The sequence below is a fragment of the Enterobacter sp. 03-F-07-AD-ECC genome (assembly GCF_047530935.1).
Classification (GTDB): Bacteria; Pseudomonadota; Gammaproteobacteria; order Enterobacterales; family Enterobacteriaceae; genus Enterobacter; species Enterobacter cloacae.
Genome location: NZ_JBLKBZ010000003.1, coordinates 96,288 through 112,475 on the forward strand (window position 1 = coordinate 96,288; position 16,188 = coordinate 112,475).

Below are 16,188 nucleotides of genomic sequence, written 5' to 3' on the forward strand. Positions count from 1 at the left end.
TTTATCTTCCCCACCTTGTTGAAATTAAAGGAAATTAAAAAATGTTGCCCGACTATCTCGTCCCGGCTAAGTACCACATCACGCCTGTGGAACAGCAACCGACGGAAGCAGAAAAAGAGGCTAATTTCACTCAGGGAAAAAGAAAGCTCGCTGATTTTGAACCAGACATATTAATTGGTGTTTCCCGTAGCGGCAAATCACGTAATATGTTGCTGGAAGAGCACGATCGTCATATAAAGGACCGCTTATTTCGCGCCATCAAAATTGAAGCCTTGGTCCACCTGTTGAATGACCTGCAGGCAGAAGGCGAAATAGATGCCCAGAAACTAAGTCAAATAATGTCCGAAAAGACCAAAGAAATAAATGAAGCGGGCAATGAAATTTGGCTTAATCTAATTACGCGAGAAAAAAACAACCCTATTTTTTATAACCTGGGGGAAGATTAATGTGAAAGACGTTAAAGATAACGATGTCTATTTGACTTTAGATGAGAAAAAAAGTGACGAATTTATCTTAAAGCAAAATCTCGAGGCTTTGCGTAACACCAAAAACGCCGAGATGACGCGTATTACCCAGGATCTGGTTTCCATTCCGGCGACGCTGGTGCGCCTGAAATGGCAGAACCGCCGCGAGATTTATCCCTTACAGGTCAAGGAAGAGATTTACGGCGCCGTGATGAATGCCATCATCGAACAACGGCCCGAGCTGAAAGAGAAGCTTCTGGGGCGTCTGGAGGCCAATTATCAGTATCTGCTGGCCAGAGAAACCGCGACCCTGCGCCTGACGCGCAAACTGTCCGACGGCGAGTATCGTACCTCAAACGTCACCAGCGTCGCGCTTGACGAGGACGCGCTGGCAACCCTCTCTCCCGCGTCGACGGATAACAAACACGAATAACCCGACAGGCATAAAAAAAGCCGGCTTTCGCCAGCTTCTTCGTTATTTCGCGGCCGCTTTCTCTTCGCCGACCAGCCCAATCTTCAGATAACCCGCCTGATGCAGCGTATCCATGACCTTCATCATGGTCTCGTAATCAACGGTTTTATCCGCACGGAAGAAGACCGTCGTGTCTTTCTTACCGCCAGTGAGCAGATCCAGCGCCGGGATGACAGAGTCAGCCGTCACCGGGTCGTTCCCAAGGAACATCGATTTATCTGCTTTCACCGACAGATAGATGGGCTTTTCCGGGCGCGGCTGCGGCTGGCTGGACGAGGCCGGCAGGTTTACCTTCACGTCGACCGTCGCCAGCGGCGCAGCAACCATGAAGATAATCAGCAGAACCAGCATAACGTCGATAAACGGCGTCACGTTGATTTCATGCATTTCGCCGTTATCGTCCAGATTTTCATTAAGACGCATTGCCATAATTCATTAACCTACGCGCAGTTTGGACGCCGCGTGCACCGGTTTAGCGGCACTGGCATTCAGATCAAGATCGCGGCTTTGCAGCAGCAGAACCTGCGCGGCGACGTCACCGAGGGTGGCTTTATAGCTGCCAATCATGCGCGCGAAGACGTTATAGATAACCACCGCAGGGATCGCCGCAACCAGACCGATAGCGGTCGCCAGCAGCGCTTCGGCGATACCCGGTGCAACTACCGCCAGGTTCGTCGTTTGGGTTTGCGCAATCCCGATAAAGCTGTTCATGATGCCCCAGACCGTACCGAACAGACCCACGAATGGCGAGATGGCCCCGATGGTCGCCAGATATCCATTGCCCCGGCCCATATGACGGCCCACGGCGGCGACGCGACGCTCCAGACGGAAGCCGGTACGTTCTTTAATACCTTCGTTATCTTCACTGCCTGCGGAGAGTTCCAGCTCGTTTTGCGCTTCGTTAACTAACAGGGTGGTCAGGCTTTTCGCGTGGAAGGATGAGGTCATGTCAGATGCCTGATCCAGAGAGCGGGCTTCAGCCAGCTGCTGTTGCTCACGCTTGAGGCGGCGCTTCTGAGAAATCAGCTCGGCGCTCTTGCCAAAGAAGATAGCCCACGTGATCACGGACGCCAGAATCAGGCCGATCATCACAATCTTAACCACGATGTCAGCATGATGATACATGCCCCAAACGGAGAGATCCGTCTGCATCAAATTATTACCCACTCTGTATCTCCAGGACGCAAATCACAAAATCTGAACGTAATAATATCAAAACATCGTCGAATTGATAGTCGTTCTCATTACTATTTACATAGTGCCGCAATTTTCGCTCATATTCCTTGCGCTTACGCAGTAAAAATTTCTTATGCGGTTTTTTGCTAATATTTTCTGCTTATTCGATAAGCATCCGGGTGCAGATTTTCACATTCGTGGTAGTCTGGACGTCCAGACGTATAAAAACAGGGTTAGCGAACATGACCAAGAAGCATCTTGATACCACGCTGGTACAGGCCGGGCGCAGCAAGAAATATACTCAGGGTTCGGTGAACAGCGTGATCCAACGGGCCTCCTCGCTGGTGTTTGATACCGTAGAGGACAAAAAAATCGCCACGCGTAACCGCGCCAAAGGCGGGCTGTTTTACGGACGTCGTGGCACGCTAACCCATTTCTCACTGCAGGAAGCCATGTGCGAGCTGGAAGGCGGCGCAGGCTGCGCGCTGTTTCCGTGCGGTGCGGCGGCAGTCGCCAACACCATTCTGGCGTTCGTGGAACAGGGCGACCATATTCTGATGACCAACACCGCCTATGAACCGAGCCAGGATTTCTGCACCAAAATCCTCTCCCGACTCGGCGTAACCACGGGCTGGTTCGATCCGCTGATTGGCGAAGGCATCGCAGAGCTTATTCAGCCCAACACGCGCATTGTGTTCCTGGAATCTCCGGGTTCGATCACCATGGAAGTACACGACGTGCCGGCCATTGTGAAAGCCGTGCGCAGCAAAGCGCCAGAGGCGATTATCATGATCGACAACACCTGGGCGGCGGGCGTGCTGTTTAAAGCGCTGGAATTCGACATTGATATCTCCATTCAGGCGGCGACCAAATATCTGATTGGCCACTCAGACGGGATGATCGGCACGGCCGTTTCTAACGCCCGCTGCTGGGATCAGCTGCGGGAAAATGCCTACCTGATGGGGCAGATGGTCGATGCCGATACCGCCTACATGACCAGCCGAGGCATCCGCACGCTGGGGGTGCGCCTGCGTCAGCATCACGAAAGCAGCCTGAAGATAGCTGAGTGGCTGGCGCAGCACCCGCAGGTTGAGCGCGTCAACCATCCGGCACTGCCGGGCAGTAAAGGGCATGAATTCTGGCAACGAGACTTTACGGGCAGCAGCGGTTTGTTCTCATTCGTTCTAAAAAAACGGCTGAATAATGACGAGCTGGCAAGCTATCTGGATAATTTTACCCTCTTCAGCATGGCCTACTCCTGGGGCGGGTTTGAATCCCTGATCCTGCCTAATCAGCCGGAGCAGATTGCGGCCCTGCGCCCTGGCGGTGAAGTGGACTTCAGCGGCACCCTGATTCGCCTGCATATCGGTTTAGAAAACGCGGACGATTTAATTGCCGATTTAGCAGCAGGGTTTGCGCGTATCGTGTAGAGTGCTGGCAAACATGTACTCCATGGATGCTTTTGTGGACACCGCCACCAGAAAAGTCTGCATTAGTTGCGCCCGCGATCAACCCCATCGGGCAAATAAGGGAGTACAATAGTGCTATATCTGTTGTTCCACAGGAAAGTCCATGGCTGTTATTCAAGATATTATCGCGGCGCTCTGGCAACACGACTTCGCCGCACTGACCGATCCTCACGTTGTAGGTATCGTCTATTTCGTGATGTTCGCGACCCTGTTTCTGGAAAATGGATTACTGCCAGCCTCATTTTTACCCGGTGATAGCCTCCTTTTGCTTGCGGGGGCGTTAATCGGTAAAGGTGTCATGGACTTCGCGCCGACCATGGTGATCCTCACCTCCGCGGCAAGCCTGGGCTGCTGGCTGAGCTATCTGCAGGGCCGCTGGCTCGGTAACACGCGCGTCGTGAAGGGCTGGCTGGCGCAGCTACCGCATAAATATCATCAGCGTGCGACCTGCATGTTTGACAGGCATGGCCTGCTGGCCTTGCTGGCCGGGCGTTTTCTGGCCTTTGTTCGCACCTTGCTGCCCACCATGGCAGGCATTTCCGGCCTGTCGAACCGCCGCTTCCAGTTCTTTAACTGGCTGAGCGCGTTGTTATGGGTGGGTGTCGTTACTACCCTCGGCTACGCGCTGAACATGATCCCGTTTGTGAAGCACCATGAAGACCAGGTAATGACCTTCCTGATGGTGCTGCCGATGTTCCTGCTGGTGGCTGGACTGGTGGGAACGATTGCGGTGGTGATTAAGAAGAAGTACTGCAGTGCATAAATAAAAGCCGGGTGGCGCTATCGCTTACCCGGCCTACGTTTGCCGTCAGACTCCCTGCATGGTTCGGATGCGTGACGCATCTTCCCCCGGCGTGACGCCGAAGTAGCGCTTAAACTCCCGACTAAACTGCGACGCACTCTCATATCCGACCCGCATCGCCGCCGCGCTGGCCTTCATGCCGTCGTGGATCATCAGCATCCGCGCCTTATGCAGACGGTAGGTTTTAAGGTATTGCAGCGGCGAGGTGCTGGTCACTGACTTAAAGTTGTGGTGAAACGCCGAGACGCTCATGTTCGCTTCCGCCGCCAGCTGGTCAACACTGAGGTTTTCCGTGTACTGGCTTTCGATGCGCTTGAGTACGCGGCTTATCAGGCTGAAGTGGGTCTGCCGACTGACCAGCGCCAGTAGTGCCCCGCCCCCCGGCCCCAGCAGCACATGATAGAGAATTTCGCGGATGATTTGCTTACCCAGAATACGCGCATCCAGCGGTCTCTCCATCACGTCCAGCAGACGCTCAATGGCACAGAGGATCTCCTCTGACAGCGTGGCTGAGTTAATGCCGCTCGCCGCCATCGACGGCTGGAAAAGCTCGTCTTCGCCAATGTCCATCAGCAGCTCCTGAAGCTGAAGAATATCGACATTTACGCGGATCCCCGCCAGCGGTACCTCCTCTGTCGCGAAGGTTTCACATTCGAAGGGTAAAGGTACTGTCAGCAGCAGATATTCATTGGTGTCATAACGGAACACGCGTTCATTGATATAACCAATTTTATGGCCGGAAAAGAGAAAAACGATGCCCGGCTGATACATCACCGGCGTCCGCGTTCCCGGCTGCGTCCCGTAGAGCAGGCGAATATCCGGCAGCAGTTCGCCTGGGTTATTTTGCTTATCAATCAGTCTCTTAATCTGCGAAGTGAGCTGAAGACAGATGGCTTCACGGTTCATTTAGCGTTACTCCGGGTACGGTTTGCGACCCTCACAGTCTGCGTATTTTCCTGACGTTTCTCCAGTGCTCTGTAGAAATGGGCAAGACATCGGCAGGAATGTGCATTGAGAGGATATCCCCGGGCAGCCACAATGTGCAGCATCAGGTAGCCATCCGCGCCGCCACGATTTTTCACCCACGATAGGGAACGAGCCATGAATAATTTTAATCTCCACACCCCAACCCGCATCCTGTTTGGTAAAGGCGCTATCGCCGATCTGCGTGCACAGATCCCCGCTGACGCCCGCGTGCTGATCACCTACGGTGGCGGCAGCGTGAAAAAAACCGGCGTGCTGGATCATGTTTACAGCGCACTGGAAGGTCTGGACGTGCGCGAGTTTGGCGGTATCGAGCCAAACCCTTCTTATGAAACGCTGATGAACGCGGTGAAAATCGCCCGCGAAGAAAACATCACCTTCCTGCTGGCTGTCGGCGGGGGTTCCGTGCTGGACGGCACGAAGTTCATCGCCGCGGCAGCACACTACGCCGACGGTATCGACCCATGGCATATCCTGGAAACCCGCGGCAGCGACATTAAAAGCGCGATCCCGATGGGCTCCGTGCTGACCCTGCCTGCTACCGGTTCTGAATCCAACAAAGGCGCGGTGATCTCCCGTAAAACCACCGGAGACAAACAGGCCTTTATGAACGAGCACGTTCAGCCCGTATTCGCGATCCTCGATCCGGTGTACACCTACACCCTGCCCGCGCGTCAGGTCGCGAACGGCGTGGTCGACGCCTTTGTTCACACCGTTGAGCAGTACGTGACTTATCCGGTGGATGCCAAAATTCAGGATCGTTTTGCGGAAGGCATTCTGCTGACGCTGGTCGAAGAGGGTCCGAAGGCGCTGAAAGAGCCAGAAAACTACGACGTGCGTGCCAATGTGATGTGGGCTGCAACGCAGGCGCTGAACGGCCTGATTGGCGCAGGCGTGCCGCAGGACTGGGCAACCCACATGCTGGGCCATGAACTGACGGCGATGCACGGTCTGGATCACGCCCAGACGCTGGCGGTGGTTCTGCCGGCCCTGTGGAACGAAAAACGTGATACCAAACGCGCCAAACTGCTGCAGTACGCGGAACGCGTCTGGAACATCACCGAAGGTTCTGACGACGCGCGTATCGATGCGGCAATCGAAGCGACCCGCAACTTCTTTGAAGGCCTGGGCGTGCCGACGCGTCTGTCCGGCTATGGTCTGGATGGCAGCTCTATCCCTGCCCTGCTGGCTAAACTTGAAGAACACGGCATGACTCAGCTGGGCGAACACGGCGACATTACGCTGGACGTTAGCCGTCGTATCTACGAGGCGGCGCGCTAAGCGTTTTTGGCATCCTGCCTTTCGTTTTTTGACATTTCGTCCAGACTTAATGCACACCCCATCGCCGGAGTCCCCCTCCGGCGATGCGCACCTGAAGGAGGAAAAATGGCAAACCAAACCGTAATCAAGCTGCAGGACGGCAACGTGATGCCCCAGTTGGGGCTAGGTGTATGGAAAGCCGGTAACGACGAGGTCGTCTCCGCCATTCATAAAGCACTGGAAGTCGGCTATCGGTCCATTGATACCGCCGCCGCCTACAAAAACGAGGACGGCGTGGGGAAAGCACTGGCCAGCGCCGGTATGTCCCGCGACGACCTTTTTATCACCACCAAACTGTGGAACGACGACCAAAAGCGCCCACGCGAAGCGCTGCAGGAGAGCCTGGAGAAACTCCAGCTCGATTTCGTCGATCTGTATCTGATGCACTGGCCGGTTCCGGCTATCGACCATTATGTTGATGCCTGGAAAGGGATGATTGAACTGCAAAAAGAGGGGCTGGTGAAAAGCATCGGCGTCTGTAACTTCCAGGTTCATCACCTGCAGCGTCTGATTGACGAAACGGGCGTTGTACCGGTGATTAATCAGATTGAACTGCACCCGCTGATGCAGCAGCGCCAGCTTCACGCCTGGAACGCCACGCACAAAATCCAGACCGAATCCTGGAGCCCGCTGGCTCAGGGCGGTGAAGGGGTGTTCGACCAGAAAATTATCCGCGATCTGGCGGATAAATATGGCAAAACCCCGGCGCAGATTGTCATTCGCTGGCATCTGGACAACGGCCTGGTGGTGATCCCGAAATCGGTCACGCCATCGCGCATCGCCGAGAACTTCGACGTCTGGGATTTCCGCCTGGATAAAGATGAGCTGGGCGAGATTGCGAAACTGGATCAGGGCAAGCGTTTAGGGCCCGATCCGGATCAGTTTGGCGGGTAGTAAAAAGCCGGGTGGCGGCTGCGCCTTACCCGGCCTACGATCTGAGTTGTAGGCCCGGTAAGCGAAGCGCCACCGGGCAATGAGACTAGCCGCTCTTACGTTTCACATTCTTTTTCGTTCCCGCGCTACCGTTCGAACGCTGATGCACAATCGGCGTGTGCTTGGTCAGCGCCGGGCGCGTATGGCGGTTCTGACGACGCGCTTCGCGCATCTCATCCAGCGTTGGTGCCGGCACCAGACAGTCGCGACGCGAGCCAATCAGATGCTTTTTCCCCATCTCTTCCAGCGCCTGGCGGATCAGCGGCCAGTTAGCCGGATCGTGGTAGCGCAGCAGCGCTTTGTGCAGACGACGCTGTTTATCCCCTTTCGGCACCACCACGTCTTCACTCTTGTAACCAATTTTACTCAGCGGGTTTTTGCCGGTGTAGTACATGGTTGTGGAGTTGGCGAGCGGTGACGGATAGAAGTTTTGCACCTGATCCAGACGGAAGCGACGCTGTTTCAGCCACAGCGCCAGGTTCACCATGTCTTCATCGCGCGTACCCGGGTGGGCGGAGATGAAGTACGGGATCAGGTACTGCTCTTTCCCTGCCTGCTTTGAGTAGGTATCGAACAGCTGTTTAAAGCGATCGTAGCTGCCCATCCCCGGCTTCATCATTTTTGACAGCGGGCCTTCTTCGGTGTGCTCCGGCGCAATCTTCAGATAGCCACCGACGTGGTGCGTCGCCAGCTCTTTGATGTAGCGCGGATCTTCCACAGCGATGTCGTAACGTACCCCGGAGGCAATCAGGATTTTCTTGATACCCTTCAGATCACGCGCGCGGCGATAGAGATTGATCGTCGGCTCGTGGTTGGTGTCCATATGTTCGCAAATGCTCGGATAGACACAGGAGAGACGGCGGCAGGTTTGCTCCGCGCGCGGCGATTTACAGCGCAGCATGTACATATTGGCCGTTGGGCCGCCGAGGTCGGAGATCACCCCGGTAAAGCCAGGCACGGTATCGCGAATGGCTTCGATCTCGTTGATGATCGAATCTTCAGAACGGCTCTGAATAATGCGCCCCTCGTGCTCGGTAATGGAGCAGAAGGAACAGCCGCCGAAGCAGCCGCGCATAATGTTGATCGAGAAGCGGATCATCTCATACGCCGGGATACGGGCGTTGCCGTACGCCGGGTGCGGCACGCGTTTGTACGGCAGCGCAAAGACGCTGTCCATCTCTTCGGTGGAGAGCGGGATCGCCGGTGGGTTGATCCAGATAAAACGCTCGCCGTGCTTCTGCATCAACGCACGCGCACAGCCGGGGTTGGTTTCATGGTGCAGAATACGGGACGCGTGGGCGTAGAGCACCTTATCGGCTTTCACCTTCTCGTAGGACGGCAGCAGCACATAGGTCTTTTCCCACGGTTTCGGGCGCGGCGGCTGCACGACGATAGCCTTCGCTTCCGCTTTCTTTGGCTCAACCGGTTTGTTATCGGCGCACGGCAGATCTTCGCCATACGGGTGCGGGATAGGATCGATTTTGCCCGGCATATCGATGATGCGGGAATCCACCCCGCGCCAGCCCGGCAGCGCTTCTTTCACCATGATGGCGGTGTTGCGCACGTCGCGGATGCTGCTCACCGGCTCGCCCTGCGACAGACGGTGCGCCACTTCTACCAGTGGACGCTCGCCGTTACCGTAAATCAGCATGTCGGCTTTGGAGTCCACCAGCACCGAGCGGCGCACGGTATCAGACCAGTAATCATAGTGCGCGGTACGACGCAGGCTCGCCTCGATGCCGCCCAGGATCACCGGCACATCTTTCCAGGCTTCTTTACAGCGCTGGGTGTAGACCAGCGTGGCGCGGTCAGGGCGTTTGCCCGCCACGTTATCCGGCGTGTACGCATCGTCATGGCGCAACTTACGGTCGGCGGTATAGCGGTTGATCATCGAGTCCATGTTGCCGGCGGTCACGCCGAAGAACAGGTTCGGTTTACCCAGACGCATAAAGTCGTCTTTGCTGTTCCAGTCTGGCTGGGAGATGATCCCCACGCGGAAGCCCTGCGCTTCAAGCATGCGGCCGCAGATGGCCATACCGAAGCTCGGGTGGTCAACGTAGGCATCGCCCGTGACCAGAATGATATCGCAGCTATCCCAGCCCAGTTGGTCCATCTCTTCCCGGGACATCGGCAGGAACGGCGCCGGTCCAAAGCAGGCCGCCCAGTACTGGGGCCACGAGAAAAGGTCACGATCCGGCTGGATCAGGGAAATTGCGCTCATAATGCTTCCGAAGAAAAAATAGACAAAAGGAGCCGGATTATACGCTGTTCATCCGCCAGATTTGAAGAAAAGGATGCAAGAGGCAGACAGATATTCACAGAAGTCGTTAAAATACAGCGCCCTGATTATTTTGGCTCATAATATTCACTCTAACTTCCGGTGATTTTCCCCCGGAACAGGTTCTTGCGCGGAGTTCTGTTGTGAAGTTCAACGATTCGTTACATGTCTCCCAGCTGCGGGTTGTGCTTCATCTCTGCGGGTTTCTGGTTCTTCTGTACAGCCTGTCTATGCTGCCGCCGATGGTTATCGCTCTGCTGAATAAAGAGCGAACCTATTTTGCTTTTTTGACCACCTTTTTGACCTTTTTCAGCCTCGGCGGCCTGGCCTGGCGGGCAACCCGTCACGCCGGTATACAGCTACGCACCCGCGACGGATTCGTGATTATCGTCCTGTTCTGGCTGCTGTTCTCATTAATCAGCGCCATGCCGCTCTGGATGGACGATGGCCTGCAACTCTCCTTTGCTGACGCACTTTTTGAAGGCGTTTCCGGGATCACCACCACGGGCGCAACGGTGATCGGCGACGTCAGCGCCCTGCCCAAATCGTACCTCTATTATCGCGCGCAGCTCAATTTCATTGGCGGGCTGGGCGTCATCGTGCTGGCCGTCGCGGTCCTGCCGCTGCTGGGCATCGGTGGCATGAAACTGTACCAGTCGGAAATGCCCGGCCCGTTTAAAGAGGAGCGTCTGACGCCCCGGCTCGCCGATACCGCACGCACCCTGTGGGTCACCTATCTGGCGCTGGGGATAACCTGCACGCTGGCGTACTGGCTGGCGGGGATGCCCTTTTTTGATGCCGTTTGTCACGGGCTCTCCACCGTATCCCTGGGCGGCTTTTCAACCCGCAGCGAGAGCATCGGTTTTTATGACAGCCACGCGATTGAGCTTGTCGCCGGCACCTTTTCGCTGCTTTCGGCGTTTAACTTTACCCTCTGGTATGTCGCCCTTGTCAGACGCACGCTGAAGCCGATTCGCCGCAGCCCGGAGGTGAGATTCTTTCTGGCCGCTGCCGCGGTGCTTATCGCCATTACCGCCTGGCAGGTCTGGCACGCGGGAATGTATAACCCTCTCGACAGCCTGGTGCACGCCTTCTTCCTGGCAAGCTCAATGATGACCGATAACGGCCTTTCAACGGCCGATTACGCCCACTGGCCTGCCCACACCATATTCCTGCTGCTGAGCGCCAGCTTCTTTGGTGGCTGCGTGGGTTCGACCTGCGGTGGGATTAAGGCCCTGCGTTTTCTGATGATGTTCAAGCAGAGTATCCAGGAGATGAATCAGCTGGCGCATCCGCGGGCGCTGCTGACCATCAAGGTTGGCAACAGCGTGGTGAATGAGCGCGTCCTGCGTTCAGTATGGAGCTTCTTCTTTCTCTACGTGATGATCACAGGCTTTTTCGTCTGGGCGCTCAATCTGATGGGCTATGACCTGTTTACATCATTTGCGACGGTGGCTGCCTGTATCAACAATATGGGGCTGGGCTTTGGCGAAACGGCATCAACCTTCGGGACGTTAAAGGAAGAAGCCAAGCTGTTGATGTGCGCGGCGATGATCTTAGGACGTCTGGAAATTTATCCGGTGTTGATCCTGTGCTCGCGCTTTTTCTGGCGGGCATAACGCATTCCCGGCGCACCGGGAATGCTGTGCTTACGGCGCCGGGTTAACCAGCATTTGCCCTACGGAGCCCCTGTCCATCATCTCCAGCGTCTGGCTGTGGAACAGGAACGGGAAGTGCGGCCAGGAAGGCTGGCCGTAGTAGACAAGCAGTTCAACCTGACCATCCACCCAGACGGTGTCTTTCCATCCCCTGTCTTCCGGGAATGGCATCGCGCCGTTCACGTTGCGGATCAGGAATGACACACCTTCAATATGGAACGACTGCGGCATGTCGGAGCGAACGGTCCAGCGCTCCCAGGTGCCCTGCTGGGCGGTAATGTCGATACGGTTAACGTCCCACAGCGCGCCGTTGATGCCCGGATCGTCGCCGAGGCTGATATCACGGCTGCGCACCGGCGAACCGCTCATGATCTCCTGCGGCAGCAGGCGCATAGGCAGGCTGTCGGTCACCAGCGGCAGCAGGCCGGTTGGGCGCAGGGTCAGCACCAGCGTGGAGACCAGAATGCTCGACGGCTCAAAGAAGCCACGAATGCGATCCACAATGCTCGCCGCTTCGCCGCAGGTCACCGAGACTTCATCGCCGTTGGTCATATCCACGAGGATTTCACGGCGTTCACCCGGGGCAAGCGCCAGCTGTTTAACGGACACCGGCGCGGGTAAAAAGCCCTGGTCGCCAGAGATCACGTGCAGTGGGCGGCCATCGCTCATCTGCAACAGATAGCGGCGCGAGTTAGAGGCGTTCAGCAGACGCAGGCGAACCCAGCCGCGCGAGACTTCGACATACGGACTTTGCGCGCCGTTGACCAGCAGCGTGTCGCCAACAAAGCCACCGCTGCCCGGCTCGCTGTATTCCGGTGTGCCAAAGTTATCCAGACGCTTGTCCTGGATAATGACCGGGAAATCATCCACGCCGTAGTGGTTTGGAATGGGCAGAGATTTACTGACCTCGTCTTCTATCAGCCACATCCCGGCCAGGCCGTTATAAACCTGCTGGGCAGTACGGTTAGGGGTATTAGCGTGATACCACAGCGTCGCCGCGCTCTGACGGATCGGCAGTACGGGAGCCCAGTCGGCGTTAGGCGACATCATGCGCGCGGCCCCGCCAATCAACGGGCCGGGAACCTGCAATCCGCTGATGGTCATCGCCACATTTTCAGGCGTGCGGTTGCTGTAGATGAGCTTCACGTCATCGCCATTCCACACGCGGATGGTCGGCCCAAGGTAGCGCCCGTTAATGCCCCAGACCGGCGCGCGGGTTCCCTGGGTAAACGACCAGTGGCTTCGCTGTAGCGTCAGGAATAGCGGCTGCCCGCGACGGGATTCAATCAACGGCGGAATGGGCAGCGGCTGTTGCTGCCCGGCGGCGCTGGCTGTCAGCGGCATCGCACCCGCACAAAGGGCGATCCCTGAAGCCTGAATAAACTGACGCCGACTGAGTGACATATAAGCTCCATCTGAAACGACTAACAACGCGGGAATTCGTTTTCCCTTTTAACGCCGGATTAGATCTTCCCGGCGGCTTCTCTCTCTGCGACTTCTTTGTCGAGCTGAGCAATATGCTGAACCATCAGTTCACGGCAGTGCGCTGCCAGCTCGCGGACCTGATCTTTACCGTATTTGCTGGTATCAACCGGCGGCAGCATCTCGACAATCACCAGCCCGTTATTCAGGCGGTTAAGATTAATCTTATTCGATGTATTGGAAACACACACGGGAATAATTGGAACGCCCGCCGCAATTGCGGCATGAAACGCCCCGGTTTTAAACGGCAGCAGACCGCGACCGCGGCTGCGCGTGCCTTCCGGGAACATCCAGATAGAAATGCGGCGCTTTTTGAAGTGGTTCACCACTTCCGCAATGGTACCGTGCGCTTTTGCGCGGTTATTACGGTCAATCAGCAGGTTGCCCGTCAGCCAGTAGAGCTGGCCGAAAAAGGGGATCCACAGCAGGCTCTTCTTACCCACCGTCACGGTCGGCGGCAGCACGATGTTAGAGGCAGTCACCATATCGTAATTATTTTGATGGTTTGCGATATAGATGGCGTTACCGAAATTCTCCGCCCCTTCCGGCAGACGCTTTTCAACCTTCAGGCCAAACAGCGGTGCAAGACGACCAAACATGTGGCCGAAGGTGGCGACATGCTTCGGGTTACGCGGGCTGAACAGGCAATAGATGCAGCCGAAAACACAGACCAGAATGCAGTAGATAACGGTAAGAATAAGACGAACAATGTATAGCATAGCGACCTCTGAAGCCCTGACAGCTGACAATTATACTTCACCTGTGGCCAGGTAAGGACTTTATTACGAGCGCGTATTGTTAATCGCAACGCACGAATTAACAACGGTTTTACGGGAAATTTTATTGGATATCCCCCTCCGGAACAGAGGGGGATCGAAACGCGTTACTCTTCGCTGTCGCCCGCGCTGCTGCGTGCAGGAGAATCGATCTCCACGCGGTCGATACGCTGCAGGCCGCGCATCAGCGAACCGCGGCGTCCGCGCTCGCCCACCACCTTCTGCAACTCTTCCGGACGCAGCTTGATTTTACGCTTGCCGACATGAATGGTCAGCGTGCTCTGCGGCGGCAGAATGAAGAGATGCGCCAGGCCATCTTCACCTTTCGCGGCTTCCGCCGACGGGATGTTGATGATCTTATTGCCCTTCCCTTTTGACAACTCCGGCAGGTCGCTGACCGGGAACATCAGCATGCGCCCGGCAGACGTGATGGCCAGCAGCATGTCGCTCTCGTTCTCAACCACCAGCGGCGGCATAACGTGTGCGTTATCCGGCAGGCTGATCATGGCTTTACCGGCACGGTTACGTGACACGAGATCGTTAAAGGTACAGATAAAGCCGTAACCCGCATCAGAGGCCAACAGCAGTTTCTGGTCGTCGGCTTCCATCAGCATGTGGTCAACCGTCGCCCCCGGCGGCAGCGTCAGCTTGCCGGTCAGCGGTTCGCCCTGACCGCGCGCGGAAGGCAGCGTGATCGGATCGATGGCGTAACTCCGGCCCGTGGAGTCAATAAACGCCACCGGCTGGTTGCTCTTGCCTTTCACGGCCGCCTTGAAGCTGTCGCCCGCTTTGTAGCTCAGCCCCGGCGCGTCGATATCATGGCCTTTGGCGCTACGCACCCAGCCGCTCTGGGACAGGACGATGGTGACCGGCTCTGAAGGCTGCATGTCATGCTCGTTCATCGCCTTCGCTTCTTCGCGCTCATGCAGCGGAGAACGGCGGTCGTCGCCGAAGGCATCGGCATCGGCCTGCAACTCTTTCTTCAGCAGGGTGTTCATTTTGCGTTCGGACGCGAGGATCGCCTGCAGCTGATCGCGCTCTTTTTCCAGCTCGTTCTGCTCACCGCGGATCTTCATCTCTTCCAGCTTAGCGAGATGGCGCAGCTTCAGTTCGAGGATCGCTTCGGCCTGGGTTTCACTGATACCAAAGCGCGACATTAACGCGGGCTTCGGCTCATCCTCGGTACGGATGATCTCAATGACTTCATCAATATTGAGGAACGCCACCAGCAAACCTTCGAGGATATGCAGGCGCTTAAGCACTTTCTCCAGACGGTGGTTCAGACGACGGCGCACCGTATCGCGACGGAAGGTCAGCCATTCGGAGAGGATCTCCAGCAGGTTTTTCACCGCCGGGCGTCCGTCCAGACCGATCATGTTCAGGTTGATGCGGTAGCTTTTTTCCAGGTCGGTGGTGGCGAACAGGTGGTTCATCACCTGCTCCATGTCCACGCGGTTAGAGCGCGGCACGATCACCAGTCGGGTTGGGTTCTCGTGGTCGGATTCATCGCGAAGGTCGTCCACCATTGGCAGCTTTTTATTGCGCATCTGGGAGGCGATCTGCTCCAGCACCTTGGCACCAGAGACCTGATGCGGCAGCGCGGTGATCACCACGGCGCCGTCCTCTTTGGTCCACACCGCGCGCATGCGCACGGAGCCACGGCCGTTCTGGTAGATTTTGCGGATTTCCGCACGCGAGGTGATGATCTCAGCTTCGGTCGGGAAGTCCGGCCCCTGAACGATATCCAGCAGCTCGTCCAGCGAGGTTTTCGGCTGTTCAATCAGGGTGATGGCGGCTTTCGCCACTTCACGCAGGTTGTGTGGCGGGATGTCCGTCGCCATACCGACCGCGATACCGGTGGTGCCGTTGAGCAGGATATTCGGCAGACGCGCAGGCAGCATTTTCGGCTCCTGCAGCGTGCCGTCGAAGTTTGGCACCCAGTCCACCGTCCCCTGGCCGAGTTCGCCCAGCAGCACTTCGGCATATTTAGACAGGCGGGATTCGGTATAACGCATCGCCGCGAAGGATTTCGGATCGTCCGGTGCCCCCCAGTTCCCCTGACCGTCCACCAGCGGGTAACGATAAGAGAACGGCTGGGCCATCAGCACCATCGCTTCATAGCAGGCGCTGTCGCCGTGCGGATGGTATTTACCCAGTACGTCACCGACGGTACGGGCGGATTTCTTGAACTTGGCGGTGGCGTTCAGCCCCAGCTCGGACATCGCATAGACGATGCGACGCTGAACGGGCTTCAGGCCATCCCCGATAAACGGCAATGCCCTGTCCATGATGACGTACATGGAGTAGTTCAGGTAGGCGTTTTCCGTGAATTCATGTAGCGCGAGGCGCTCTGCCATATCGCTCATTACGTGTG

General features: G+C 56.5%; 14 protein-coding genes. 7 read left to right on the plus strand and 7 right to left on the minus strand.

Annotation, left to right across the window (positions count from 1 at the left end; all coding sequences use genetic code 11):
- The first annotated feature begins 41 nt into the window (after positions 1 to 41).
- Both ACMWKA_RS05585 and ACMWKA_RS05590 read left to right on the plus strand, forming a co-directional pair.
- Positions 42 to 446, plus strand: coding sequence for a hypothetical protein (locus ACMWKA_RS05585; RefSeq protein WP_040021754.1), 405 nt, complete (start codon positions 42 to 44; stop codon positions 444 to 446).
- Position 447: 1 nt separating this feature from the next.
- Positions 448 to 897 (plus strand): cytoplasmic protein, encoded by a 450-nt coding sequence (locus tag ACMWKA_RS05590; protein ID WP_108454118.1) that lies wholly within the window; start codon positions 448 to 450, stop codon positions 895 to 897.
- A 42-nt stretch (positions 898 to 939) separates the two neighbouring features.
- On the opposite strand, the gene exbD is transcribed toward ACMWKA_RS05590, so the two are convergent.
- A complete protein-coding gene (gene exbD / locus ACMWKA_RS05595; protein WP_335278922.1) occupies positions 940 to 1,365 on the minus strand; it encodes a TonB system transport protein ExbD in 426 nt (141 codons plus the stop codon).
- Between the two features lie 6 nt (positions 1,366 to 1,371).
- Positions 1,372 to 2,103 (minus strand): tol-pal system-associated acyl-CoA thioesterase, encoded by a 732-nt coding sequence (gene exbB / locus ACMWKA_RS05600; protein ID WP_013098712.1) that lies wholly within the window; start codon positions 2,101 to 2,103, stop codon positions 1,372 to 1,374.
- 251 nt (positions 2,104 to 2,354) lie between these two features.
- Between exbB and metC the strand changes: the two genes are divergently transcribed.
- On the plus strand, positions 2,355 to 3,542 hold the full coding sequence (gene metC / locus ACMWKA_RS05605; RefSeq protein ID WP_013098713.1) for a cystathionine beta-lyase: 1,188 nt from the start codon (positions 2,355 to 2,357) through the stop codon (positions 3,540 to 3,542).
- A 142-nt stretch (positions 3,543 to 3,684) separates the two neighbouring features.
- The gene (gene yghB / locus ACMWKA_RS05610) at positions 3,685 to 4,344 is read left to right on the plus strand and encodes a DedA family general envelope maintenance protein YghB (protein ID WP_013098714.1); all 660 of its coding nucleotides are present in this window, start codon (positions 3,685 to 3,687) and stop codon (positions 4,342 to 4,344) included.
- A gap of 45 nt (positions 4,345 to 4,389) precedes the next feature.
- Here yghB and ACMWKA_RS05615 read toward each other — a convergent pair whose 3' ends face one another.
- Positions 4,390 to 5,289, minus strand: a complete 900-nt coding sequence (locus ACMWKA_RS05615; RefSeq protein WP_023619917.1) for an AraC family transcriptional regulator — start codon at positions 5,287 to 5,289, stop codon at positions 4,390 to 4,392.
- Between the two features lie 195 nt (positions 5,290 to 5,484).
- Here ACMWKA_RS05615 and yqhD point away from each other — a divergent pair, with 195 nt between their 5' ends.
- On the plus strand, positions 5,485 to 6,648 hold the full coding sequence (gene yqhD, locus ACMWKA_RS05620) for an alcohol dehydrogenase (protein WP_114519273.1): 1,164 nt from the start codon (positions 5,485 to 5,487) through the stop codon (positions 6,646 to 6,648).
- Positions 6,649 to 6,753: 105 nt separating this feature from the next.
- Positions 6,754 to 7,581 (plus strand): 2,5-didehydrogluconate reductase DkgA, encoded by an 828-nt coding sequence (gene dkgA, locus ACMWKA_RS05625; protein WP_013098717.1) that lies wholly within the window; start codon positions 6,754 to 6,756, stop codon positions 7,579 to 7,581.
- An 85-nt stretch (positions 7,582 to 7,666) separates the two neighbouring features.
- On the opposite strand, the gene ACMWKA_RS05630 is transcribed toward dkgA, so the two are convergent.
- Complete coding sequence (locus ACMWKA_RS05630) at positions 7,667 to 9,841, minus strand: YgiQ family radical SAM protein (protein ID WP_038420579.1); 2,175 nt, start codon at positions 9,839 to 9,841, stop codon at positions 7,667 to 7,669.
- Positions 9,842 to 10,041: 200 nt separating this feature from the next.
- Here ACMWKA_RS05630 and ACMWKA_RS05635 point away from each other — a divergent pair, with 200 nt between their 5' ends.
- Complete coding sequence (locus ACMWKA_RS05635) at positions 10,042 to 11,517, plus strand: TrkH family potassium uptake protein (protein ID WP_013098720.1); 1,476 nt, start codon at positions 10,042 to 10,044, stop codon at positions 11,515 to 11,517.
- A 30-nt stretch (positions 11,518 to 11,547) separates the two neighbouring features.
- Here ACMWKA_RS05635 and ftsP read toward each other — a convergent pair whose 3' ends face one another.
- The 3 genes from ftsP to parC all read right to left on the minus strand — a co-directional run bounded on the left by ftsP (position 11,548) and on the right by parC (position 16,180).
- Positions 11,548 to 12,960: a cell division protein FtsP gene (gene ftsP, locus ACMWKA_RS05640; RefSeq protein WP_013098721.1), complete on the minus strand. Its 1,413-nt coding sequence runs from the start codon at positions 12,958 to 12,960 to the stop codon at positions 11,548 to 11,550.
- Between the two features lie 59 nt (positions 12,961 to 13,019).
- Positions 13,020 to 13,757, minus strand: coding sequence for a 1-acylglycerol-3-phosphate O-acyltransferase (plsC, locus tag ACMWKA_RS05645; RefSeq protein WP_013098722.1), 738 nt, complete (start codon positions 13,755 to 13,757; stop codon positions 13,020 to 13,022).
- 164 nt (positions 13,758 to 13,921) lie between these two features.
- On the minus strand, positions 13,922 to 16,180 hold the full coding sequence (gene parC, locus ACMWKA_RS05650; protein WP_020689495.1) for a DNA topoisomerase IV subunit A: 2,259 nt from the start codon (positions 16,178 to 16,180) through the stop codon (positions 13,922 to 13,924).
- Positions 16,181 to 16,188 lie beyond the last annotated feature (8 nt).

What these genes read in the sequence shown, in the direction of transcription:
- exbD (WP_335278922.1), bottom strand. Translation starts at nt 1,365, where the DNA reads ATGGCAATGCGTCTTAATGAAAATCTGGACGATAACGGCGAAATGCAT.
- parC (WP_020689495.1), bottom strand. Translation starts at nt 16,180, where the DNA reads ATGAGCGATATGGCAGAGCGCCTCGCGCTACATGAATTCACGGAAAAC.
- yqhD (WP_114519273.1), top strand. Translation starts at nt 5,485, where the DNA reads ATGAATAATTTTAATCTCCACACCCCAACCCGCATCCTGTTTGGTAAA.
- ACMWKA_RS05615 (WP_023619917.1), bottom strand. Translation starts at nt 5,289, where the DNA reads ATGAACCGTGAAGCCATCTGTCTTCAGCTCACTTCGCAGATTAAGAGA.
- metC (WP_013098713.1), top strand. Translation starts at nt 2,355, where the DNA reads ATGACCAAGAAGCATCTTGATACCACGCTGGTACAGGCCGGGCGCAGC.
- plsC (WP_013098722.1), bottom strand. Translation starts at nt 13,757, where the DNA reads ATGCTATACATTGTTCGTCTTATTCTTACCGTTATCTACTGCATTCTG.
- dkgA (WP_013098717.1), top strand. Translation starts at nt 6,754, where the DNA reads ATGGCAAACCAAACCGTAATCAAGCTGCAGGACGGCAACGTGATGCCC.
- yghB (WP_013098714.1), top strand. Translation starts at nt 3,685, where the DNA reads ATGGCTGTTATTCAAGATATTATCGCGGCGCTCTGGCAACACGACTTC.
- ACMWKA_RS05630 (WP_038420579.1), bottom strand. Translation starts at nt 9,841, where the DNA reads ATGAGCGCAATTTCCCTGATCCAGCCGGATCGTGACCTTTTCTCGTGG.
- ftsP (WP_013098721.1), bottom strand. Translation starts at nt 12,960, where the DNA reads ATGTCACTCAGTCGGCGTCAGTTTATTCAGGCTTCAGGGATCGCCCTT.
- ACMWKA_RS05585 (WP_040021754.1), top strand. Translation starts at nt 42, where the DNA reads ATGTTGCCCGACTATCTCGTCCCGGCTAAGTACCACATCACGCCTGTG.